General features: G+C 72.6%; 19 protein-coding genes. 4 read left to right on the top strand and 15 right to left on the bottom strand.

Translation table 11 applies throughout. The annotated features are described in order from the left end of the window. Positions 1–22: 22 nt before the first annotated feature. The 5 genes from J2S42_RS29100 to rimP all read right to left on the bottom strand — a co-directional run bounded on the left by J2S42_RS29100 (position 23) and on the right by rimP (position 5,739). Entirely contained in the window at positions 23–316 is a 294-nt protein-coding gene (locus J2S42_RS29100) for a DUF503 domain-containing protein (protein WP_307244165.1), read from the bottom strand. Between the two features lie 122 nt (positions 317–438). Next, a complete protein-coding gene (infB, locus tag J2S42_RS29095; protein WP_307244164.1) occupies positions 439–3,573 on the bottom strand; it encodes a translation initiation factor IF-2 in 3,135 nt (1,044 codons plus the stop codon). A 93-nt stretch (positions 3,574–3,666) separates the two neighbouring features. Further along, positions 3,667–3,984, bottom strand: coding sequence for a YlxR family protein (locus tag J2S42_RS29090; protein WP_370879443.1), 318 nt, complete (start codon positions 3,982–3,984; stop codon positions 3,667–3,669). 49 nt (positions 3,985–4,033) lie between these two features. Further along, positions 4,034–5,077, bottom strand: coding sequence for a transcription termination factor NusA (gene nusA / locus J2S42_RS29085; protein ID WP_307244162.1), 1,044 nt, complete (start codon positions 5,075–5,077; stop codon positions 4,034–4,036). Continuing rightward, positions 5,074–5,739 carry a ribosome maturation factor RimP gene (gene rimP / locus J2S42_RS29080; protein ID WP_307244161.1) on the bottom strand — a complete coding sequence of 222 codons (666 nt, stop codon included), beginning with the start codon at positions 5,737–5,739 and terminating at the stop codon, positions 5,074–5,076. Before rimP ends, nusA begins: the two co-directional genes overlap by 4 nt. Positions 5,740–6,056: 317 nt before the next feature. Here rimP and J2S42_RS29075 point away from each other — a divergent pair, with 317 nt between their 5' ends. From J2S42_RS29075 to J2S42_RS29065, 3 genes are all read left to right on the top strand, one after another. Beyond that, positions 6,057–6,554: a hypothetical protein gene (locus J2S42_RS29075; RefSeq protein ID WP_307244159.1), complete on the top strand. Its 498-nt coding sequence runs from the start codon at positions 6,057–6,059 to the stop codon at positions 6,552–6,554. Further along, the gene (locus J2S42_RS29070) at positions 6,551–6,982 is read left to right on the top strand and encodes a ferritin-like domain-containing protein (RefSeq protein WP_307244158.1); all 432 of its coding nucleotides are present in this window, start codon (positions 6,551–6,553) and stop codon (positions 6,980–6,982) included. Before J2S42_RS29075 ends, J2S42_RS29070 begins: the two co-directional genes overlap by 4 nt. 485 nt (positions 6,983–7,467) lie before the next feature. Further along, positions 7,468–8,181, top strand: a complete 714-nt coding sequence (locus J2S42_RS29065) for a nucleotidyltransferase domain-containing protein (protein ID WP_307244156.1) — start codon at positions 7,468–7,470, stop codon at positions 8,179–8,181. Between the two features lie 57 nt (positions 8,182–8,238). Here the strand turns inward: J2S42_RS29065 and map are convergent, their stop codons facing one another. Beyond that, positions 8,239–9,096, bottom strand: a complete 858-nt coding sequence (gene map / locus J2S42_RS29060; RefSeq protein ID WP_307244154.1) for a type I methionyl aminopeptidase — start codon at positions 9,094–9,096, stop codon at positions 8,239–8,241. A gap of 106 nt (positions 9,097–9,202) precedes the next feature. Between map and J2S42_RS29055 the strand changes: the two genes are divergently transcribed. After that, entirely contained in the window at positions 9,203–9,514 is a 312-nt protein-coding gene (locus J2S42_RS29055; protein ID WP_307244152.1) for an STAS domain-containing protein, read from the top strand. On the opposite strand, the gene J2S42_RS29050 is transcribed toward J2S42_RS29055, so the two are convergent. From J2S42_RS29050 to J2S42_RS29010, 9 genes are all read right to left on the bottom strand, one after another. Beyond that, entirely contained in the window at positions 9,511–13,137 is a 3,627-nt protein-coding gene (locus tag J2S42_RS29050; RefSeq protein ID WP_307244150.1) for a SpoIIE family protein phosphatase, read from the bottom strand. The two genes, J2S42_RS29055 and J2S42_RS29050, sit on opposite strands and share 4 nt — an antisense overlap. 94 nt (positions 13,138–13,231) lie before the next feature. Further along, positions 13,232–13,954: a gamma-glutamyl-gamma-aminobutyrate hydrolase family protein gene (locus J2S42_RS29045; protein ID WP_307244148.1), complete on the bottom strand. Its 723-nt coding sequence runs from the start codon at positions 13,952–13,954 to the stop codon at positions 13,232–13,234. A gap of 80 nt (positions 13,955–14,034) precedes the next feature. Then, positions 14,035–14,721, bottom strand: a complete 687-nt coding sequence (locus tag J2S42_RS29040) for a gamma-glutamyl-gamma-aminobutyrate hydrolase family protein (RefSeq protein ID WP_307244146.1) — start codon at positions 14,719–14,721, stop codon at positions 14,035–14,037. Between the two features lie 157 nt (positions 14,722–14,878). Then, positions 14,879–15,349, bottom strand: a complete 471-nt coding sequence (locus J2S42_RS29035) for a hypothetical protein (RefSeq protein ID WP_307244144.1) — start codon at positions 15,347–15,349, stop codon at positions 14,879–14,881. Between the two features lie 300 nt (positions 15,350–15,649). Continuing rightward, positions 15,650–16,414, bottom strand: a complete 765-nt coding sequence (locus J2S42_RS29030) for a 3-oxoacyl-ACP reductase (RefSeq protein ID WP_307244143.1) — start codon at positions 16,412–16,414, stop codon at positions 15,650–15,652. Between the two features lie 8 nt (positions 16,415–16,422). Then, on the bottom strand, positions 16,423–17,790 hold the full coding sequence (locus tag J2S42_RS29025) for an aldehyde dehydrogenase family protein (protein WP_307244141.1): 1,368 nt from the start codon (positions 17,788–17,790) through the stop codon (positions 16,423–16,425). Positions 17,791–17,833: 43 nt separating this feature from the next. After that, on the bottom strand, positions 17,834–19,216 hold the full coding sequence (locus tag J2S42_RS29020) for a glutamine synthetase family protein (RefSeq protein ID WP_307244140.1): 1,383 nt from the start codon (positions 19,214–19,216) through the stop codon (positions 17,834–17,836). A gap of 54 nt (positions 19,217–19,270) precedes the next feature. Further along, positions 19,271–20,395, bottom strand: coding sequence for a peptidoglycan recognition protein family protein (locus J2S42_RS29015; protein ID WP_307244138.1), 1,125 nt, complete (start codon positions 20,393–20,395; stop codon positions 19,271–19,273). Positions 20,396–20,522: 127 nt separating this feature from the next. After that, positions 20,523–22,043, bottom strand: a complete 1,521-nt coding sequence (locus J2S42_RS29010) for an amino acid permease (protein ID WP_307244137.1) — start codon at positions 22,041–22,043, stop codon at positions 20,523–20,525. Positions 22,044–22,416: the final 373 nt, after the last annotated feature.

Raw genomic sequence — 22,416 nt, 5'->3', positions numbered from 1 at the left:
CATTACCCGTGCGTCAAACCCGTCAGTCGTCGTCGCCGTACAGGCGGCGGCGGACCGACAGCAATTCCACCTCCGGGCGACCGGCGACCAGCCGCTCGCAGGTGTCCAGCACCTCGCCGACGTGACTCGGCTCGGCCGCGACGACGGCCACGCCGATCTCGGCGCGGCCGTGCAGGTCCTGTGCCCCCACCTCGGCGGCGGAGACCTCGAAACGCCGCAACGCGGCGACGATGGGCCGGACGTACGCGCGCTTCGCCTTCAGCGATCGCGAGTCACCCGGCAGGAGCAGGTCGAAAATCATGGTTCCGGTGAACATCGCCGGAAGTATGCCCCAGCCACCGCCCCGCCACCCATCCCATTTCCGGGCGGAAGACGAGAGCCAGCGCCTTTCCCCGAGCGTGACACCCGGGGAAAGGCGCTGGTCACATCGCTACGCGCTTACGCGCGCGGCTTCTCGCGCATCTCGAAGGTCTCGATGATGTCGCCGACCTGGACGTTGTTGTAACCGCCCAGCGTCAGACCGCACTCGAAGCCCTCGCGCACCTCGGTCGCGTCGTCCTTGAACCGCTTGAGCGAGCTGATCGTGACGTTGTCCGCCACGACCGCGCCGTCGCGGATGACCCGGGCCTTCGCGTTGCGGCGAATGAGGCCCGACCGGACGATACAGCCGGAGATGAGACCGACCTTGGAGGAGCGGAAGACGTCGCGGATCTCGGCGGTACCGAGCTCGACCTCCTCGTACTCCGGCTTGAGCAGGCCCTTGAGCGCCGCCTCGATCTCCTCGATGGCCTGGTAGATGACCGAGTAGTACCGGATCTCCACGCCCTCGCGGTCGGCGATCTCCCGCACCTTGTTCGAGGCACGGACGTTGTAGCCGATGATCGTCGCGGCCGGGTCGGACGCGCTCGCCAGCATGACGTTGCTCTCCGTGATGGCACCGACGCCACGGTCGAGGATCTTGAGCTGAACCTCTTCCGGGATGTCGAGCTTGAAGAGCGCGTCCTCGAGGGCCTCGACCGAACCCGAACCGTCACCCTTGAGGATGAGGTTGAGCGAGGTCTTCTCGCCCTCCTTGATCTGCTCCATGAGCGTCTCGAGGGTGGCGCGGCCACGCGAGTTGGCGAAGCTCGCCGCACGGCGGCGGGCCTGCCGCTGCTCGGCGATCTGCCGGACCGTGCGGTCGTCCTCGGCGGCGAGGAACGTGTCGCCGGCGGACGGCACCGCGGTCAGACCGAGCACCAGGACCGGACGGGCCGGGCCCGCCTCCGGGATCGGCTTGCCGTTCTCGTCGAGCATGGCCCGCACGCGACCGTGCGCACCACCCGCGACGATCGAGTCGCCGGCCCGCAGCGTGCCCTTCTGCACCAGGACGGTCGCGACGGCGCCGCGGCCCTTGTCCAGGTGCGCCTCGATCGCGACACCCTGAGCCGGCCCGTCGATCGGAGCGGTCAGCTCCAGCGACGCGTCGGCGGTCAGCAGCACGGCCTCGAGCAGGTCGTCGATGCCGATGCCGGGCTTGGCCGCGACGTTGACGAACATCGTGTCGCCGCCGTACTCCTCGGCGACCAGGCCGTATTCCGTCAGCTGCTGGCGCACCTTGTCCGGGTTCGCCTCGGGCTTGTCGATCTTGTTGACGGCGACCACGATCGGCACCTCGGCGGCCTTGGCGTGGTTGAGCGCCTCGATCGTCTGAGGCATCACGCCGTCGTCCGCCGCGACCACCAGGATCACGATGTCCGTCACCTTGGCACCACGCGCACGCATGGCGGTGAACGCCTCGTGACCCGGGGTGTCGATGAAGGTGATCGCGCGCTCGTCGCCGTTGTGGTCGACGTGCACCTGGTAGGCACCGATGTGCTGGGTGATGCCACCGGCCTCGCCGGCCACGACGTTCGCCTTGCGGATCGCGTCGAGCAGCTTGGTCTTACCGTGGTCGACGTGACCCATGACGGTCACCACCGGCGGACGGGTGACCAGGCGGTCCTCCGCGATCTCGGCGTCGAGGTCGATGTTGAACTGCGCCAGCAGCGCGCGGTCCTCGTCCTCCGGGCTGACGATCTTGACGTCGAAGCCGAGGTGCTCGCCGAGCAGCAGCAGCGTGTCGTCGGAGCACGACTGCGTCGCCGTGACCATCTCGCCCAGGTTGAACATCTCCTGGACGAGCGTGCCCGGGTTGGCGTTGATCTTGTCGGCGAAGTCGGAGAGCGACGCGCCACGGGACAGCCGGATCTCCTGGCCGTTGCCCCGGGGAGCGCCCGAGCTCATCGTCGGGGCCGACAGGTTGTCGAACTCCTGACGCCTCTGCTTCTTCGACTTCCGGCCGCGGGCCGGCTTGCCGCCCGGACGCCCGAAGGCACCCGCGGCGCCGCCGCCACGGCCACGGCCGCCGCCACCGGGACGACCCGGCGCACCGGCACCGGCCGGAGCTCCGCCGCCGCCACCGGGGCCGCCACGGTAGCCACCGCCACCGCCGCCACCGGGACCGCCACGGTAGCCACCGCCACCGCCGCCGCCACCCGGGCCGCCGCGGAAGCCGCCGCCGCCGCCCCCACCGGGACCGCCGCGGAAGCCACCGCCACCGCCACCGCCACCGGGACGGCCGGCGCCGCCACCCGGGCGGCCGGCACCGCCACCGGGACCGCCACCGGGGCGGCCGGGGCGCTGGCTCGGCATCGAGGCCGGGCTGGGCCGCGGGGGCATGGACGCCGGGCTGGGCCGCGGCGGCATGCCGGCCGGAGTCGGCCGCGCGCCACCGGGGCCCGCCGCCGGAGCCTGCGGACGGTTGCCGCCCGGCGTGATGCCGAACGGATTGTTGCCACCGCTGCGCGGCGGACGGTTGCCACCCTGGCCACCGGGGCCCGGACGACCCGGACGGTCGCCGTCGCGGCGCTCCGGACGCGGACCGCCGCCCTGACCGCCCTGGCCACCCTGCGGGCGGGCCGCGGGCGAACCGGGCCGGGGCGGCATCGCGCCGGGGCCGAACTTCGGCCGCAGCGACGGGCCACCGGGCGCACCCGGAGCCCCACCCTCGCGGCGGTTGTCCTCACGCTGACGGGCCGCCTGCTGGGCCGCCTTGACGGCGGCCTCCTGCTCGGCCTTCAGCGCGGCGGCGCGCTGCTCGGCAGCGGCCACCTCGATGTCGTGGGCGCTGGCCGGCTTGGCCACCGGAGCCGGCGGGCCGGGAACGGGCGCCTTGGGACGGAACGAAGCCGGGCTCGGAGCCGGACCCGACGGGCGCGGCGCGGAGGCGCCGGGCGCCGGAGCACCGGGAGCCGGCGTGCCGGCGTTGCCCGGAGCGGGCGCCGGCGGACCGGGGCGCCTGGGCGGACCCGGACGCGCGGACGGGCCGGGACGCGGCGCGTCACCGGAACCGGACGGGGCCGGAGCGGCGGGCGCACTGGGCGCCGAGCCACCTGCGGCCATCGCACCCCGGAGCCGACGGGCGACGGGCGCCTCGACGGTGCTGGATGCGGACTTGACGAACTCGCCCATCTCCTTGAGCTTGGCGAGAACGGTCTTGCTCTCGACCCCGAGCTCTTTCGCAAGCTCGTGTACGCGGGCCTTGCCTGCCACTGCACTCCTCACTCCGAGGTCGTGCGGGCACGGCCCGCAGCGACCTCACTCGTGCACTTGAAGCCTGGTCATCTCAGGGACTTCATCGTGTGCTCATGTTGGTCGTCCACCTTGCTGGTCCGGGCGGGGCGAGGCCCCGCCACCAGTAGTCCCATGCGATGCGATGACCGCACGGATGTGCTCGGCCAGCGGCGCGGTGTCCAGGACACCGGTGAACCGCAACGCCCGGCCGTAGGCCCGGCGCCGCTCCGCCAGCGCGAAGCAAGCCGGATCGAGGTGCAGGTGCGCCCCCCGGCCCGGCAGCCTGCGGCGCGGGTCGGGCCGAAGCTCGGAACCGACCCTGACGAACCGCAGGACTTCAGATGCGGATGCGCGGTGCCGGCAACCGACACACGTGCGAACTGGAGGCACCAAGGGTGAAATCTCATCCACCCTTCGCCCCACGGAGAGAAGTCTACTCCTAAGCGCCCGCGACGGCGCCGCCTGGTTCGGCGGGGTGATCCGCACGATCCCGGCCGCCGCCCGGCGACGCCTCGTTGTCCGGCCGGATGTCGATCCGCCAGCCGGTCAGCCGCGCGGCGAGACGCGCGTTCTGCCCCTCGCGGCCGATCGCCAGCGAGAGCTGGAAATCGGGCACGGTGACCCGGGCGGTGCGGCTTCCGGCGTCGACCACCTCGACACGCAGGGCCTTTGCCGGCGAAAGGGCGTTTCCGACGAACTGCGCCGGGTCGTCCGACCAGTCGATGATATCGATCTTCTCGCCGTGCAGCTCACTCATCACCGCGCGCACCCGCTGGCCCATCGGGCCGATGCAGGCGCCCTTCGCATTGACGCCGGTGGCCGTGGACCGGACCGCGATCTTCGTCCGGTGACCTGCCTCACGTGCGATCGCCGCGATCTCCACGGTGCCGTCCGCGATCTCCGGGACCTCCAGCGCGAAGAGCTTCTTCACCAGGTTCGGGTGGGAGCGGGACAGCGTGATCTGCGGACCGCGGAAGCCCTTGGCGACGTGCACCACGACGCAGCGGATTCGCTGGCCGTGCTCGTACTGCTCGCCGGGGACCTGCTCCACCTGCGGGAGCACCGCCTCCAGCTTGCCCAGGTCGATCGTGACGATGCCCTTCTCGGCCCGCGCCTCGTGCGCCTGGATGACGCCGGTGACCAGGTCACCGTCGCGCCCCACGTACTCGCCGAAGTGCACCTCGTCGGTCGCCTCGCGCAACCGCTGCAGGATCACCTGCTTGGCGGTCATCGCGGCGATCCGCCCGAAGTCGTGCGGGGTGTCGTCCCATTCCCGGGTGACGACGCCGTCCGCGTCCATCTCCTGGGCATAGACCGACGCCGCGCCCGACTTCCGGTCGATCTGCACGCGGGCGTGCGACTCGGCACCGTCCGTGTGCCGGTATGCCGTGAGCAGCGCGGTCTCGATCGCGGCGAGGATCGTCTCGAACGGGATCTCCCGCTCGCGCTCCAGCGCACGCAGCGCCGCGAGGTCGATGTTCACCTCTCCTCGCCCTCCACTTCCTCGTCGTCTTCCTCGTCATCGAGGTCGTCTTCATCGTCTTCTTCGTCGTCGGGACCGAACTCGGCCTCGTCGACCCGGTTGAACTCGATCTGCACCTTGCCCGGACCGAGCTGGGCGTACTCCGCCTCGACGATGCCCTTGGCGGTGTCGATGACGACGCCGTCCTCGTCCGCCGCGGTGATCCGCCCGGTCACCTGCCGGTCCCCGGCCGTCACCTGCACCAGCCGGCCCACGTTGCGCCGCCAGTGCCGGGGCTGGGTCAGCGGGCGGTCCACGCCCGGCGAGCTGACCTCCAGCTGGTACTCCCCCGGGACCAGTTCGCCGCCGGTCTCCTCCGCCGCGTCCAGGGCGGCGGAGATCGCGCGGGAGACCTCCGCGATCGCGTCCAGGCCCACACCGCCGTCCGCGTCCACCAGGATGCGGATGATCTGGCGGCGACCGGCCCGGGAGACGGTCAGGTCCTCCAGGTCACAACCCGCGTCCGCGACGACCGGCGTGACGATCGATTCCAACCGGGCACGGAGCGCCACGGTGTCCACCCGCGGCCGCTGGGGACCCGGGGACGGCCTGCGCCGGTCGGGTGCGGCTGCGCCCCGGCCCCCGGGGCCCGAGCGGCCGGCACCTCGGCCACGCTGCGTCATCCGGCATACCCCCTCGCGCTCGGCCACCGGCGGCGATCAGCCGCAAACCTATTGAAAGCGGCCACGCCAGTGGTCCGCTGGGCCAGAAACGCCCAGCGGTTGCGCTGAGCGTAACGCGACGGCCGGTTCGGTGGCGGGCCGCCGCTCCGAACTGTCCTTCCGGCGCGCGACACCCATTACGCTACGCATACCCTCCGATACAACGAGGGATCGTACGATCCGTTCCGCACCCGTCGGGGATGCCGCCGCGACGATCGGCACTCGGTGGTGTTGACTTGGCCCTCGCTGTGACGCGCCTTACGGGAGGGACTTACACGATGGGGTCCACGCGCGAACTCACCCGCCGCCGGCTGATCACCGGGTCGGCGGCGCTGGCCGGCACCGCGGTCGCGCTCGCCGGGTGCACCGGCGGGGACGAGCCGCCACCGACGCCACCGCCGCCGGACGCGCTGGAGCCGCTGCTGGCCGAGACCCGCGCGCTGGCCGAGCGGTACCGGGCCGCGCTGGTCGCGCACCCGGAGCTCGCCGGCCGGCTGACGCCCCTGCTGGAGGCGCACACCGCGCACGTCACCGCGCTCACCGAGATCATGTCCCCGCCGCCGTCCGCGCGCGCGACCGCGTCCGCGGCGCCGAACAGCACGCCCACGGTGACCGCGACCACACCCGCGCGGGAGACGCTCGCCGCGCTCCGGGCCGCGGAGGAGAACGGCCGGAAGACCGCGGCCACCGCGTGCGCCGAGGCACCGGGCGGGCGCGCCATGCTGCTCGGCTCGATCGCGGCCGCCCGCGCCACCCACGCGGAGGTGCTGGCATGAGCTTCCCGCCGGAACTCGCCGCCGCGCTCGCGGCCGAGGAGGCCGCGGTGTTCGCGTACGCCCCGATCGGCGTCCGGCTCACCGGGGACAAGCTGGTCACGGCGGCCCGCGAGGCCGAGGCCGCGCACCGCGACCTGCGCGACGCGCTGCTCGCCCGGGCGGCCGAACTGGGCGCGTCCGCGGCGCCGCCACCGGCCGGTTATGCGCTGCCCTACCCGCTCACCGACCAGGCCACCGCGCTGAAGCTGGCGATCGAGGTGGAGCAGCGCGCGGCCGCGATCTGGCGTGCCGCACTGCCGCCGGTCACCGGCTCGGACCGGGTCCTGGCGCTGAACGCGCTGACCGACTGCGCGATCCGGGCCACCCGGTGGCGGGTCTCGGCCGGGGTCACGCCGGTCACGGTGCCGTTCCCGGGCCGCCAGGGCTGACCTCGACGATCAAGAGCGCGATCATCCCGCTTCCGGCGTTGTCACGCCGGGGATGCGCGGAGCGGGCCGACCACGCGGAGGCCTCCGGCTCCGCTGCCGCTCCGCTCCGGCCGCCGCGGCGGAGCCGGTCCGCGGGTGCTGACGGACGAGTCGCGACGAACGTGGCGGGTCGCGGCCACGGCCGCGTTTCCCCGTTGACCGGGCACGCTGCCGGCGCGGCCGTGGACAGGCTTTCGCGGCGGTACGGGAAAGCGCGGCGATGCCATTCCGCGACGCTTTCCCGTTCGGTCCGGCGCCATTCCCACAACCGCACCGAATGGGCGCGGCGTCGATTCCCGCCGCTTTGGCGGGCACCGCCGGGAGGATCCCCGGACATACCCGGAACAGGGCCTCTCACCCCGTACCGTGGATGGGGTTTTTGGGTGATTGTGCGCGCGGTGCGCGGAGGGCGGGAAAGATCGGCCCGAAGGACGAGGATCGGCCGGGTGACCGGAGCGAATCCGTATCTGGTGAATCCGCGCTGGGTGGTCGCGGAGCGGGTCGGTGACGCGGTCCGGCGGCGGTACCCGGCGCACGTGCTGAGCGTCGCCGTGCACGGCAGCCTCGCGCACGGCGACGACGGCGACGGGGACGGCGTCGAGATGATCGTGGCGACCTACCGGCCGGGTGGCGGGCCACCCGGCGTGAGCCGCCGGGTGGACGGCGTGCTGGTCCGGTTGAGCGCGACCGGCGCGGACGACCACCTGCGTGCGGCGCGCACGCTGACGCCGCGGTGGCCACTGACCGCGGACCGGTACGTGACCACACGCGCGCTGCACGACCCGGACGGCTGGCTGCGCCGGGTGCGCGACACCCACCTGAGCCGGCTCGCGCAGGCCCGCCCGCCGGAGTTCACCGCGCTGGCCCGGCAGGCGTGGGCGTCCGCGGCCGCCGCGCACGCCCGCGCGGTCCGGCTGGCCGAGTGGTACGAGACCGACGCCGCACTACAGCAGCTCGGCGAGGTCCGGCTGCACGCCGCGCTGGTCACCGGCCTGCTCAGCCGCACCTACTTCCGGGACGGCGCGGACGCGGTGCGCCGGACCGGGTTCGCCGGCCTGGACATGGCCGACCTCGGCCGCGTGCTGCGCGAACTGGCCACCGAGCTGGCCGGCCGGGGGCGCCCGGTGGACGCGACCCCGGAGACCATGTTCGACAGTTAGAGCCTGCGTCGACACCTGGTCCGCGCCGCAGCCCGCCGGGATCCGCCGAACACGCCCCTAGGGAAGTGTGAGGATCTCGTAGCCGGAGTCCGTGACGACCAGCGTGTGCTCGAACTGGGCGGTCCACTTCCGGTCCTTGGTGATCACGGTCCACCGGTCGTCCCACATCTCGTACTCGTGGGTGCCGAGCGTGATCATCGGCTCGATGGTGAACGTCATCCCCGGTTCCATCACCACGTCCAGCGACGGGTTGTCGTAGTGCGGGATGTAGAGGCCGCTGTGGAACGTCTCGCCGATGCCGTGGCCGGTGAAGTCGCGGACCACGCCGTAGCCGAACCGCTTCGCGTACGACTCGATGACCCGGCCGATCGCGTTGATCTGCCGGCCCGGCGCGACCGCCTTGATGCCGCGCATCATCGCCTCGTGGGTGCGCTCGACCAGCAGCCGCGCCTCCTCGGAGACGTCGCCGACGCAGAAGGTCGCGTCCGTGTCGCCGTGCACCCCACCGATGAACGCGGTGACGTCGACGTTGATGATGTCGCCGTCCTCCAGCACCGTGCTGTCCGGGATGCCGTGGCAGATGACCTCGTTGAGCGAGGTGCAGCACGACTTCGGGAAGCCCTTGTAGCCGAGCGTGGACGGGTACGCCCCGTGGTCGAGCAGGAACTCGTGCACCACGCGGTCGATCTCGTCGGTGGTGACACCGGGCTTGCAGTGCTCACCGGCGAGCTGGGTGGCCTGGGCCGCGAGCCGGCCGGCCACGCGCATCTTCTCGATGGTCTCCGGCGTCTGCACGTGCGACCCGGTCCACTGCCGCGGCCGGTCCTTACCGACGTACTCCGGGCGGGGGATCTGGGAGGGCACCTGACGCCGCGGCGTGACGGTGCCCGGGGTGAGAGGCGCGCGATCGGTCATGCCGGAAGCCTATCGCCGGTGTCCTCCGAACGCGGAAACCTGTGGGTTCACTGGATGGGGTGGGAGGTTGTTGCCCCGCTCCCGGCCCTGTGAAATCGTAACTGGCGTGGATCAACAGGGCGCCGAGCCGACGTTCTCCGCCGTCACCGAGGTCGACGGAGAACAGCTCAGCGTCCGCGTGTCCGGCGAGGTCGACATGTCCACGGCCGACCGGCTCTACGCGACCGCGACCGGGTCCCGCGCCGCGTTCCTGACGCTCGACCTGCGGCCGGTCTCGTTCTTCGACTCGGCCGCGATCCACGCGCTGGTCCGGATCGCGGAGCACTACGCCGGGCGCCTCTCCGTGCTGCCGTCCCGCCAGGTCCGCCGCGTGCTGGAGATTTCCGGCCTCGGCGACCAGCCCTGGCTGACGACCTAGCCCGGCGGCAGCGTGCGGCGCAGCGTCAGCGCGGTGCCGGACTCGGAACGTTCCACGGTCAGCGTGGCCAGTGCCCGGATCAGCGCCAGGCCCCGCCCGCGGAAACCGGCCTCGCCCTCCGGCCGCCAGCTGCCGGAATCCCGGATCGTCGCCTCCACCGCGGCCGGGGTGCCGTGCGGGCCCGGCTCGATCCGCACGGTCACGTCGATGACCGGTTCGCGCGGCGCGACCGGGTGCTCGATCGCGTTCGCCGCGGCCTCGGACACCGCGACGGTCAGGTCGAAGATCTCGTTCTCCGGTACGCCGTGCGCGCCCAGGAAGTCGTCCAGCCGCCGGCGCAGCACGGACAGCCGGTTCGGGTCGGCCGGCAGGCGCAGATCCATCCGGTCCGCCCGGGCCGCCTCCAGCGCCAGCAGCGCGATGTCGTCGTGCCGGGGCTGGTCCGCCACGCGGCGCAGCATCGCGTCGATCAGGTCCTCCACGTGGTCGGCGGGGCGCGCGGCGTCGACCAGCAGCGTTTGCAGGCCGGTGTCGATGCCCTGCCGCCGGTCCTCGATCAGCCCGTCCGTGTAGAGCAGCAGGCGGGAACCGACCGACAGCCGCCCCCTCTCGGTCCGGTACGTGGCCTGCGGCAACGCACCGATCGGCGGCCCGAGTGCGGACCCGTGGAGGAATGCGGCGTCCAGCTCAGTAGTGATCACCACGGGCGACGGGTGCCCGGCGCTGGCGAACCACAGGTCGCGCCGCACCGGGTCGTAGCGCACGCAGACCACGGTCGCGAACTGCCGGCGCCCGAGGTTGTCCACCAGCCGGTTGAGCCGGGTCAGCGCCTCGCCCGGGTCGAAGCCCTCCAGCAGGTACGCCCGGAGCGCGTTGCGTAGCTGCCCCATGGCCGCGGCCGCGTGCACGCCCTTGCCGACCACGTCGCCGATGACCAGGTCGAGGCGGCCGTCCGGGCCGGCGATCACGTCGTACCAGTCGCCGCCGACCTCGGCCTCCGCGCTGCCGGACAGGTAACGGCTGGCGGTCACCGCGCCCGGGATCTTCGGCAGCGACCGGGGCAGCAGGCTGTGCTGCAGCGTGGTGGCGATCCGGTGCTCGGCCTCGTACAGCCGCGCGTTCTCCAGCCGGATCCCGACCAGGCGGCCGAGCTGGGCGAGCACGGCCTCGTCGAACGGCGTCGGGTCGTGCCCGTCGCGCCAGACGGCAAGCTCGCCGAGCGGGTCGCCGGTCGCACCGGCCAGCGGCACGACCGCGGACGGCAGCTCCGGGGTGTCCTCGACTCGCCGGGTCTCGAAGCTGGTGCCGCGCACGGTGGCGACCACCTTGCCCGCGTTGACCATGCGGAGCGCATGCCCGGCCGCGGTCTCGATCACCGCGGTGGTGGAGCGGGCCGCGTTCAGGTCCGCGGCCGCGTCGACCAGCGCGCGCAGCCGGGCCGTGATCCGGCCGCGGATCCGGCCCAGTTCCAGGTTCGCCCGGACCCGGGCGACCAGGTCACGCGCGGTGAACGGCTTGACCAGGTAATCGTCGGCACCGGCGGCCAGCCCTTCGACGGACGCCTCGTCGCCGGCCCGCGCGGACAGGATGATCACCGGTACGCCACTGGTCCGCGAGTCCCGGCGCAGCGACTCGACCAGTGCGAACCCGTCCATCCGGGGCATCATCACGTCCGCCAGCACCAGGTCGAACGACGTGCCGAGCGCGGCGTCCAGCGCGGCCCGCCCGTCCGCGACCGCGACCACGTCCCAGTGCGGGCGCAGCAGCCGGGCCACGTGGTCGCGGAGGTCGGCGTTGTCGTCCGCGAGCAGGATCCGGCCGCGCCCCGGCACCCGCGGCGCCGGGCCGGCGGCCGGTGGCGGCTCCTCGGCCAGCCACTGCCGCGTCTCCTCCAGGTACTGCCGGCCGTCGACCTGCTCGACCGGCGGCGCGGGCGCGATCAGCCGGTCCGCGGGCAGGTGCGCGGTGCCGAACGGCACGGTCAGCCGGAACACGCTGCCCTCGCCGGGTGTGCTGGTCACCGCGACGGTGCCGCCGTGCTGCTCGATCAGCTCGCGGACCAGCGCCAGACCGATGCCGGTCCCCTCGTGGCTGCGCGACCGGACCCCGGGCACCCGGTAGAAACGCTCGAACAGCTGCGGGATCTCGTCAGCCGGGACGCCCACGCCGGTGTCCGCGACCTCGATCACCGCGACCGGCCCGGCGGCCCGCATCCGGACCGTGACGCCGCCGGTGAAGGTGAACTTCAGCGCGTTCGACAGCAGGTTCAGGATGATCTTTTCCCACATCTCCCGGTCGACGTGGACCGGCGCGGGCAGCGGTGGGCAGTCCACCACCAGGCGCAGCCCGGCCCGGTCGATCGCGGAGCGGAACGTGCTGGCCAGCCGCGCGGTGTAGTCCGCGAGGTCGGTGGGCTGGTAGGCGGCGCGCAGCCGGCCGGCCGAGATGCGGGAGAAGTCCAGCACCGTGTTGACCAGCTTCAGCAGCCGGAACCCGTTGCGCTGCATGACCTCGAGCCGCTCCCGCGCGTCCTCGGCCAGGCCGGGTGTGGCGAGCGCGTCCTCCAGCGGGCCGAGGATCAGCGTCAGCGGCGTCCGCAGCTCGTGGCTGACGTTGGAGAAGAAGCTGGTCTTGGCCTCGTCCAGCGCGGCCAGCGCGGCCGCCTGCGCACGCTCGTGCTCGTAGGCGCGCAGGTTCGCCACCGCGTTGCTGACCTGCGCCGCGACCAGCCGGCAGAAGCCCAGGTAGGCGTCGTCCCGGGCGAGGTGCCGGCTCAGGCCCAGCACCAGCACGCCCACGGTCTGGTGCCCGGCCGTGACCGGGATCGCGAACGCCTCCGCGGCCGCCGAGTCCGGGGGCTCCACCAGCACGTCCACGGTACGCAGCGACGTCTCCGCGTCGACGGTCACCGGCAGCACGTCGGCCGCAGCGGCGCCGCCGACCGCCACGATCGGCGCCTCGTCGGACTCCAGGCGCACCACCGCGAACGGCACGTCCGCCGGGAACTCGCCGAGCACCCGCACCACCTCCGCGGCCAGCTCGGGCTGGCTCGCGATCTCACCGAGCCGGGAACCGAGCGCGCTCAGCGCCGTGACCCGGCGCTCGCCGACCACGCGCGAGGTGGTGTCCGTGACGATGCAGTAGACGCCGCCGACCGTGCCGTCCGGCCGGCGGATCGGGTCGTAGGAGATGTCGAAGTACGTCTCCTCCAGGTAGCCGTGCCGCTCCAGCATGAAGCGGTGGTTCGGCGCCCAGTACGCCTCGCCGCTCGCCACCACGCCGTCGAAGAGAGTGCCGATCAGCTCCCAGACCTCGCTCCACATCTCCCGGCCGGGCCGCCCGAGGTGGTCCGGGTGCTTGCTGCCCATGGCCGGGATGTACGCGTCGTTGTACAGCGCCACGTACTCCGGGCCCCAGAAGATGATGATCTGCGCGCGCGAGGCCAGCATCAGCGCGACCGCGCTGCGCAGCACCGGCGGCCAGGACGCGGGCGCACCGAGCGCGGTCGCGGACCAGTCCAGGTCGCGCATGCGGGCACCCATCTCCCCGCCGGTTGCGAACGCCAGCGCCAGTTCCGGAGGGAGGTCACCGACCGCCGTTCCCTCACCCGAGGCGGATCCCATGCAGCATCCTCCCGACGCGTCCCCCGATTCGGACCGCCCTATACCCGCCCGGCACCGGCGCGTAACACGGCGGCCGGGACGCCACCGGGACGGTTCACGCGGCGATCCGCGCCCGGGTGACGCCGGCGCGGTGCCGGGCGGCCTCGACCAGTGCGGCGAACGGCCGGAGGTCGTCGGTGCGCTCCGGGTGCCACTGCACGCCGAGCACGAACCCGGCGTCCGGGTCCTCCACGGCCTCGATCAGCCCGTCCTCGGCCCAGCCGGTGGCGACCAGCCGGCCCGGGTCCGCGACGGCCTGGTGGTGGAACGAGTTGACCGGCGCCTCCAGGCCCATGATCGCGGCGGCGCGGGAGCCGGGCGCGAGCCGTACGCCGTGGAAGCCGTCCTGGTCGTCGCCGGGCATGTGCCCCGTGTGCCCGACCACGTCCGGCACGTGCTGGTGCAGGCGGCCACCGGACGCGACGGTGAGCAGCTGCATGCCGCGGCAGACGCCGAGCACCGGCAGGTCCGGCGCGGCCAGCGCGGCGCGCATCAGGAGCATCTCGGCCTCGTCGCGCTCCGGCACGCTGACCGTCAGCGGGTGCGGCTCGGCGCCGTAGTAACCGGGGCTCACGTCGGAGCCGCCGGTGAACACGATGCCGTCCAGACCGTGCAGCACGTCGTCACCCGGATCGTCCGTGGTGATCAGCACGGCTCGCCCGCCGGTCGCGTGCACCGCGCGCACATAGGTCAGCGGCAGCACCGCGGACGGGACGTCCACCGTGCCGAAGCGGGTGTCCTGTGCGTACGTGGTGAGTCCGATCAGCGGTCGCGTCATGCGGTCCTCCCCTGTTCCTCGCGTGTCGTTCTCATCGGCGGCGCCGGCTTCGGCCCGCACGTCACCGGGTTGCGGTTCGGTTAGGCCTTCGCCGCGTTGACCAACGCGGCGAACAGTCGTAGGTCACCGGCCTCTTCCGGGTGCCACTGCACGCCGAGCAGGAACGGATGCGCCGGGTCCTCGACCGCTTCGATCAGCCCGTCGTCCGCCCAGCCGGTCGCGGTCAGCCGCCCCGGGTCCGCCACGCCCTGGTGGTGGTACGTGTTCACCTCGGCCTCCGGCCCGAGCAGCGCGGCGATCCGGCTCCCGGCGGCGCAGCGCAGCCCGTGCGTGCCGAACACGCCGGGCGCCGGCCGGTGCTTCTCGTGCCCGAGCACGTCCGGCAGGTGCTGGTGCAGCCGCCCGCCGTGCACGGCCGCGAGCAACTGCATGCCGCGGCAGACGCCGAGGATCGGCAGGCCGGTGCGGAGCGCCGCGGTCAGCAGCGCGACCTCACCCGCGTCCCGGTCCGGCCGGGAGTCGGTGACCGCGGCCGGCTCCTCGCCGTAGAGGCCCGGCCCGATGTCCGCGCCGCCGGCCAGCAGCAGGCCGTCCAGCGCGCGCAGCACGCCGGCGTCGCCGTCGTCCGGCGGCAGCAGCACCGCGCGTCCGCCGGCCTCGGTCACCGCGCGCACGTAGGTGTGCGGGATCAGGTCCGCGGCCGTGTCCCGCCAGAGGCCCCAGGACGCCGGCTCCCGATAGCCCGTGATGCCGATGATCGGTCGCATCGTGCCACCCTAGGCCGCGATCGTCCGCCCATCGAGGTCCGTCCGGACCGGCTCGGCCCACGAGCGGACATTCCCAGAGCCGATTTCCCGCTTCCGGCGTGGTCACCTTCCCAGTGCTCCCGCGGGCACCGGTTCCGCGGTGGTCACCACGGGACGGCTACCCCGCGTGCGCGGGGTCCCAGGAGTCGCGGTGCGGAAGGGCCTCGTAGCGGGCCGCGAGCGCGGACAGCTCGGTGGTAAGCGCGTTGCGGGCCTCGTCCAGCCCGGCCTCGGCGTCCGCGGTGCGGTAGGCGGCGATCCGCTCCGGCACCGACATGCCGACCGCGGTGGTGATCGCCCGGCGCGCGGCCGCGGACTCGTCCTGGCGGCGGACCAGGTCCCGCCAGGCCGCGTGCACGGCGGACCAGCCCGCGTCCACGTCCGCGCTCATCCGGGCCAGTTCGCCGCCGCCGGCCTCGGCCAGCCCGTCGCCGACGGCCCAGGCGTTGAACCGGCTGCTGACGATCAGCACCCGGCCGGCCGCCTCGCACACGGCCGGGTCGGCCAGCCCGCTGCTCAGCACCTCGCCCAGCAGCCGTGGCCCACCGGTCGGCGCGGGCGTACCCACGCCCAGGTCAGGAAGTCGCATGGGATCACAGCCTAGATCCTGTATCGACGTGGGATGGCGGGCTACGGCGAGACCCAGGCGCCGCCTGGCCCCACGTCGATACAGGCTCCGGACAGGCGCCGGCACCACGGCGGTGTCGCTGCCGTGGTGCCCGGCTGTCCTGCGGCCCGCACCCGTCGACGCAGCTTCGCGGCGGTACGTCAGCGGGGCCTGTGGCCCTTCTCTGTGTCCCGCCCCGGCCGGGAGAAACGCCGGCGACGAGTTGTTACGTAGGACACTGCCCGGGGTGGGATATCCCCAAACCCGGAATTCCCCGCCTCCCTACAGTGGGGTGACGTAGGCCCCGGTGATGCCGCCGTCCACCACGAACTGGCTGGCCGTCATGAACGACGCGTCGTCGCTGGCCAGGAACGCGACCGCGGCCGCGATCTCGGACGGCTCGCCGAACCGGCCCATCGGCACGTGCACCAGCCGGCGCGCGGCCCGCTCCGGGTCCTTCGCGAACAGCTCCAGCAGCAGCGGCGTGGCGATCGGGCCCGGGCAGAGCGCGTTCACCCGGATGCCCTCGCGGGCGAACTGCACGCCCAGCTCCCGGGTCATCGCGAGCACGCCGCCCTTGCTGGCCGTGTACGCGATCTGCGACGTGGCCGCGCCCATCAGCGCCACGAACGACGCGGTGTTGACGATCGACCCCTTGCCCTGCCGGCGCATGTGCGGTATCGCGTACTTGCAGCACAGGTAGACGCTGGTGGTGTTGACCCGGATCACCCGCTCCCACGCGTCCAGTCCGGTCTCCAGGATCGAGTCGTCGTCCGGCGGAGAGATCCCGGCGTTGTTGAACGCCACGTCGACCCGGCCGTGCCGCGCCGCGACGCCGTCGAACAGCGCCCGCACCTGCTCCTCGTCGCCCACGTCACAGTGCACGAACTCGCCGGCCACCGCCTCGGCGGCAGCCTTGCCGGCGTCGGAGTCCACGTCCACGCAGACCACGAACGCGCCCTCGTCGCGGAACCGGCGCGCGGTGGCGAGCCCGATGCCGCTGCCCGCGCCGGTGATGACCGTGACCCGCCCGGCTAGCCGCTCCATGCGTACCCCTATTGCTCGGTGTTGATGAAGACGTTCTTGACGTCGGTGAACGAGAGCAGCGCGTCCGGGCCCAGCTCGCGGCCGAGACCGGACTGCTTCATGCCGCCGAACGGCGTCCAGTGGCGGACCGAGGAGCTGGAGTTGACGCTCAGGTTGCCGGCCTCGACGCCGCGCGCGACCCGGATCGCGCGGCCCAGGTCCCGGGTCCAGATCGAGCCGGAGAGACCGTACGCGGTGTCGTTCGCCAGCCGGACCGCCTCGTCCTCGCCGTCGAACGGCAGCACCGACACGACCGGCCCGAAGATCTCCTCCCGCCAGTGCCGGTCCCGCGGGGAGTCCGCGCGCAGCACGGTCGGCGGGAACCAGAAACCCCCGGACGACTCCGCCGGTACGCCGCCGGTGAACAGCGTCTCGGCGCCGTCCACGTAGGACGACACGGTGGCGTGCTGCCGGGCGGAGATCAGCGGGCCCATCTGCGCGGTCGGCAGCCACGGGTCCTCGACCCGGAACGCGCGCACGGCCGGCTCCAGCAGCGCCATGAACTCGTCGTACACCGCGCGCTCGACCAGCAGCCGGGACCGCGCGCAGCAGTCCTGGCCCGCGTTGTCGAAGACCGCGCCCGGTGCGGCCGCGGCCGCGCGTTCCAGGTCCGCGTCCGCGAAGACGATGGACGCGCTCTTCCCGCCCAGCTCCAGCGTCACGCGCTTGACCTGCTCGGCGCAGCCCGCCATCACCCGCTTGCCGACCGCGGTGGAGCCGGTGAAACAGACCTTCCGGACCGCCGGATGGGTGACGAACCGCTCCCCGACCACGTCACCGCGACCGGGCAGCACGGTCAGTACGTCCGGCGGCAGGCCCGCGTCCAGCGCCAGCTCGGCCAGGCGCAGCGCGGTCAGCGGCGTCAGCTCCGCGGGCTTGAGCAGCACGGTGTTGCCGGCCGCGAGCGCGGGCGCGAGGCCCCAGGCCGCGATCGGCATCGGGAAGTTCCACGGCACGATCAGGCCGACCACGCCGAGCGGCTCGTGGAACGTGACGTCCAGGCCGCCGGCGACCGGGATCTGCCGGCCGGCTAGGCGTTCCGGCGCACCGGCGTAGTAGTCGAGCACGTCCCGGACGTTCCCGGCCTCCCAGCGCGCGTTGCCGATGGTGTGCCCGGCGTTGCGCACCTCCAGCCCGGCCAGCTCCTCGACGTGCGCGTCGACCACGGCCGCGAACCGGCGCAGCAGCCGGGCCCGGTCGCTGGGTGCCACCCGCCGCCAGCTCTCGAACGCCGTCGCGGCGCGCGCGATCGCGGCGTCCGTCTCCTCGATGTCCGCGAGCGTGATCTCGGTGATCAGCGACCCGTCGGCCGGGTCGATGACGCCAAAGCCTCTCACTGAGCTGGCCACTTCTCACAGCCTTTCACTGAGGCGCCACTTCTCACAGCCGTTCGAAGCCACGCCGCAGCTCCCAATCCGTGACCGCGGCGTCGAACGCGGCCAGCTCCACCCTGGCGTTGTTGGCGTAGTGGGCGGCCACGTCGTCGCCGAACGCCGCGCGCACGAACGCGGACGACTCCCACAGCTCCAGCGCGTCCCGCAGCGTCGGCGGCACCCGTGGCGCGTCCTCGTCCGCGTACGCGTTGCCCGGGTACGCGTCCTCCAGCGGCAGCTCCCGCTCGATGCCGTGCAGCGCGCCCGCGACCAGTGCGGCGATAGCCAGGTACGGGTTCACGTCCGCGCCCGGCACCCGGTTCTCCACCCGGGTGGACGGCCCGTGCCCGGCGATCCGCAGCGCGCACGTCCGGTTGTCCACGCCCCAGCGCACCGCGGTCGGCGCGAACGAGCCGGGCTGGTAGCGCTTGTACGAGTTGATCTGCGGCGCGTAGAACAGGCTGGCCTCGCGCATCGTGGCCAGCAGCCCGGCCACCGCGTACCCGCCGACCCGGGACAGCCCGCCCGGCCCGTCGCCCGGCATGGCCGGTGCGCCGGTGTGGTCGCGCAGCGAGAAGTGGATGTGGCAGGAGTTGCCCTCGCGCGCGTTCGGCTTGGCCATGAACGTGATCGACATGCCCTCCTGGGCCGCGATCTCCTTCGCACCGTTCTTGTAGATGACGTGGTGGTCGGCGGCGGTGAGCGCCTCCGCGTACCGGAAGCCGATCTCGTGCTGGCCGAGGTTGCACTCGCCCTTCGCGCTCTCCGGGACCAGGCCGGCGCCGTACATCTCGTTGCGGATCCGGCGCAGCAGCGGCTCCACCCGCGCGGTGCCGAGCAGCGAGTAGTCCACGTTGTACAGATTGGCCGGCGTGAGGTCGCGGTAGCCCCGGCCTTGCGCGGCCTCGTAGCTGTCCCGGTAGAGCACGAACTCCAGTTCGGTGCCGGCCCACGCGGTGTAGCCGTACTCGCCGAGCCGGTCCAGCTGCCGTTGCAGGATCTGCCGCGGCGAGGCCGGTACGTCGCCGGAGCCGTCCAGCCAGGCCAGATCGGCCAGCAGCATCGCGGTCCCGGGCTGCCACGGCACCCGGCGCAGCGTGCCGAAGTCCGGCACCATCGCGAGGTCGCCGTAGCCACGCTGCCAGGAGGACATCGCGTACCCGCCGACGGTGTTCATCTCCACGTCCACCGCGAGCAGGTAGTCGCAGCCCTCGCTGCCGTGCGCCACTATCTCGTCGAGGAAGTGGGCGGCGTGGAACCGCTTCCCCTGTAGCCGGCCCTGCATGTCCGTGATCGCCAGGACGACCGTGTCCACCTCACCGGTGTCGATCGCCGCGCGCAGCCCGTCCAGGGTGAGTCCCATGGTGATCTGGTCTACTACCAAACCCATTCGGGCACAACAATGCCCGGGCCTTTTCCCGGCCCGGGCATCGTGTTTCCGGCGTCAGCTCAGCTCGGCCGCGACCTCCTGGCGGAGCGCGGCGAGCGTCGGGTGGAACGCGTTGCCCGGGCACTCGGTCGCGCCCGCGCCGACCGCCTGCCAGTCACGGTGGCCGAGGATCGTGTTGACCAGGCCGCCCGCGCCGGAGATCGGGTTGCGGTAGGTGACCCGCGCGGTCGGGTCGATGTTGACCAGGCCCGCGATGCCGGCCAGCACCTTGACCAGCGACTCCCGTGCGGCCGCGGTCGGCTGCCGGTTGGTGAACCGGCCGAGCAGCGAGACGCCCACGTTGCCGGCGTTGAAGCCGCCCACGTGCGCGCCGTTGACCGCCTTCGGCCGCCCGTCCGGACCGGCCGTGCCACCGTAGACCGGCACGCCGTCGGTGCCGGACCAGCGGCCCTCGTAGACCGCGCCCGCCTCGTCGATCAGCAGCTGGTAGCCGATGTCGCCGTAGTCGTCCGCGATCGTGTCGTCGTAGTAGATGGCCCGGACCGTCGCGGCCGGGTTCGGGTCGTCGTTGTGCGCGTCCACGCCGGTGTGGTGCACGGTCAGCGTCTGCACCGGGTAGAACTCGGCCGGCCACTTCTGTGTGCCGTCCGGGTTCAGCCGCAGCGACTCGTCCGCGCCCCACGCCTGCCGGGGCAGGTAGCGGTTGAGCGCCAGCGCCTGGGTGCCGCGCAACGGCAGCGCGTTCTTCGCGACCGCCGCGATCTGGCCGGCCGGACCGTCGATCGTGTTGAGCTCACGCACCACGGCCGGGCTGCCGTCCGCGGTCTGCACCTCGTAACCGGTGACACCGTGGGCCAGCACCATGGACCGGTTGCCGGCCGCGGCTGATATGCCGTCCCGGCCGCCGTGGCAGCCGGCCAGTTCGAGCCACGCGCCCCAACCGTTCGCGTCCCGCAGCCGCACCGCGGCGGCGGCCGACGCCGTCACCGAGAGGTGCGTCAGCGTGAACTCCGCGACGTCGTTCTGCTCGCGGCTCGCCACCCGCCCGCGCTGGTGAGCGAGCGTGCGCGGGATGCGGCGCGGCTCGTTCGCCGCGTAGGCGACACCACCGGCCGCCGCCGCGATGGCGCCCGCGCCCACCACCGTCGCGCCGGTGAGCAGTGTCCGTCGAGAAACCACGTGTGGACCTCCTGGTACGTTCGGGCCCCGCCCGCCGGGAATCCGGCGCGCGAAACCAGGTCAGCCGACATCGACCCACTCTTACCCCGAATCGCTGTTCAGCACATCGATCCAGGGCGCTCAAAGACTACCCATCGACGGCCACTGTGGAGTCGACGTTACGGCGCGGGCCGGTGAACCAGTGGCGGGCGGAGACCCACCACCAGAGCGCGACCAGCAGCAGTACGCCGCCGACCGCGATCGGCGCGTAATTCACGGCGGACCAGGTGAAATCGTCGGTGAACGGCACACCGGCGGGCACGATCGGCAGCACGAAGTAGACCGAGATGACCGCGATCTCGAGCACCGCGATCCAGCACAGCGGCTTGTAGAGCCGGCCGAGCGTCCACGGGCCGGGCCGGAACGCAGCGCCCATCCGCAGCCGCAGCGCGATCGGGATGAGGAACGCCAGGTACAGGCCGATCACCGCGACCGAGACCACGGCGTAGAACGCGATCGGCACGCCTTCGCGCTGGTAGAGCGCGGGCAGTGTGAGCAGCAGACCGGCCGCGCAGACCGCGAGGACGGCCATCGTCGGCGTACCGTTGCGGTCCACCCGCGACCAGAGCCGCCAGCCCGGCACCGCGCGGTCCCGGCTGAATGCGTACGCCATCCGCGAGGCCGAGGTCACGCAGGACATGCCGCAGAAGAACTGGCCGACCGTGGAGATGATGATCACAGCTTTGTAGAAGAACGGTGTGAGCGCGGTCTGGAAAATGGCACCGGAGAATCCGTACGCGTCGTTGATGGCGGCCACGTCGGTCGCGGCGAACAGGAACGACAGCAGCAGGATCCAGCCGCCGATCGCGGAGTAGAAGATCGACTGCCAGAGCCCGCGCGCCGCGGCCGTCGACGCGCCCCTGGTCTCCTCGGACACGTGCGCGCACGCGTCGAACCCGGTGATCGTGTACTGGGTGAGCAGGAAGCCCAGCGGCAGCACGTAGAACCAGTACGCCCCGTCACCGAACCCGGAGTTGTTGAACCGTTCGGTGAAGACGAACTCGAAGCTCTGATGCCGCTCCGGCACCAGCAGCAGGATCAGCACCACGGCCGCGGCGCCGAACACGTGCCACCAGACCGACACGTTCTGCAGCACGTCGATGAACCGGTGCCCGAACACGTTGATCGCCGCGTGCAGCACCAGGATTATCACGAAGAGGACGAATGCCTGGCCGAGCGTGCCGGCCCAGCCCGGCACCAGCGCGGACAGCGTCAGGTTCAGGAACGTCGCGGCGCCGTAGTCCACGGACGCGGTGACCGCGATCAGCCCGATCAGGTTCAGCCACCCGGTGAACCAGCCGTGCACCGGCCGGCCCAGCGTCGCGGCCCACCAGTAGATGCCGCCCGCGGTCGGGTACGCCGAGACCAGCTCCGACATGCAGAAGCCGATGATCAGGATGAACGCCGAGATCAGCGGCCAGCCCCAGGCGACCGCGACCGGCCCGCCGTTGTTCCACGCCTGGCCGAACGTGGTGAAGCACCCGGCCAGGATCGAGATGATGGAGAACGAGATGGCGAAGTTGGAGAACCCGCTCCACGTACGTTTGAGTTCCTGTTTGTAGCCGAGCTCGGCCAATCGGCGGGCGTCGTCGTCGGTTTCGGTGCTCACGCAACACCTCCAGACACGGACCTTCGCCGGCACGCAGAGGAGATCGTCGATCCGGCGACTGCGCGCCAGTCTCGACCCGGAGGATCACGCCGGTCAATACAGGGAACGTTAAAGATTCGGTCCGGCGGAATTGCGTTGCGGCGTACCGGCACCCGCCGCATCCTGGACGGGTGACCAGGGGCCATTCGGCCGGCCCCGGCGGCGCGAGGCGGGCCCGGCCATCTCTCTCTCGCCCGGGCCCGCTCCCGCTCCCGCGCACGACAAGAAACCCCCAGGCCGATGCCTGGGGGCCTCTTATATGCACGGCGGTCTCGCGGTTCGCACCGCGCCCCGGCCGTGAACCACAGTGGGTTCCGGCGCCGTCGTTCCTCTC

The organism is Catenuloplanes indicus (genome assembly GCF_030813715.1).
Lineage (GTDB): Bacteria > Actinomycetota > Actinomycetes > Mycobacteriales > Micromonosporaceae > Catenuloplanes > Catenuloplanes indicus.
This window is presented reverse-complemented; position numbering and strand designations above follow the sequence as displayed.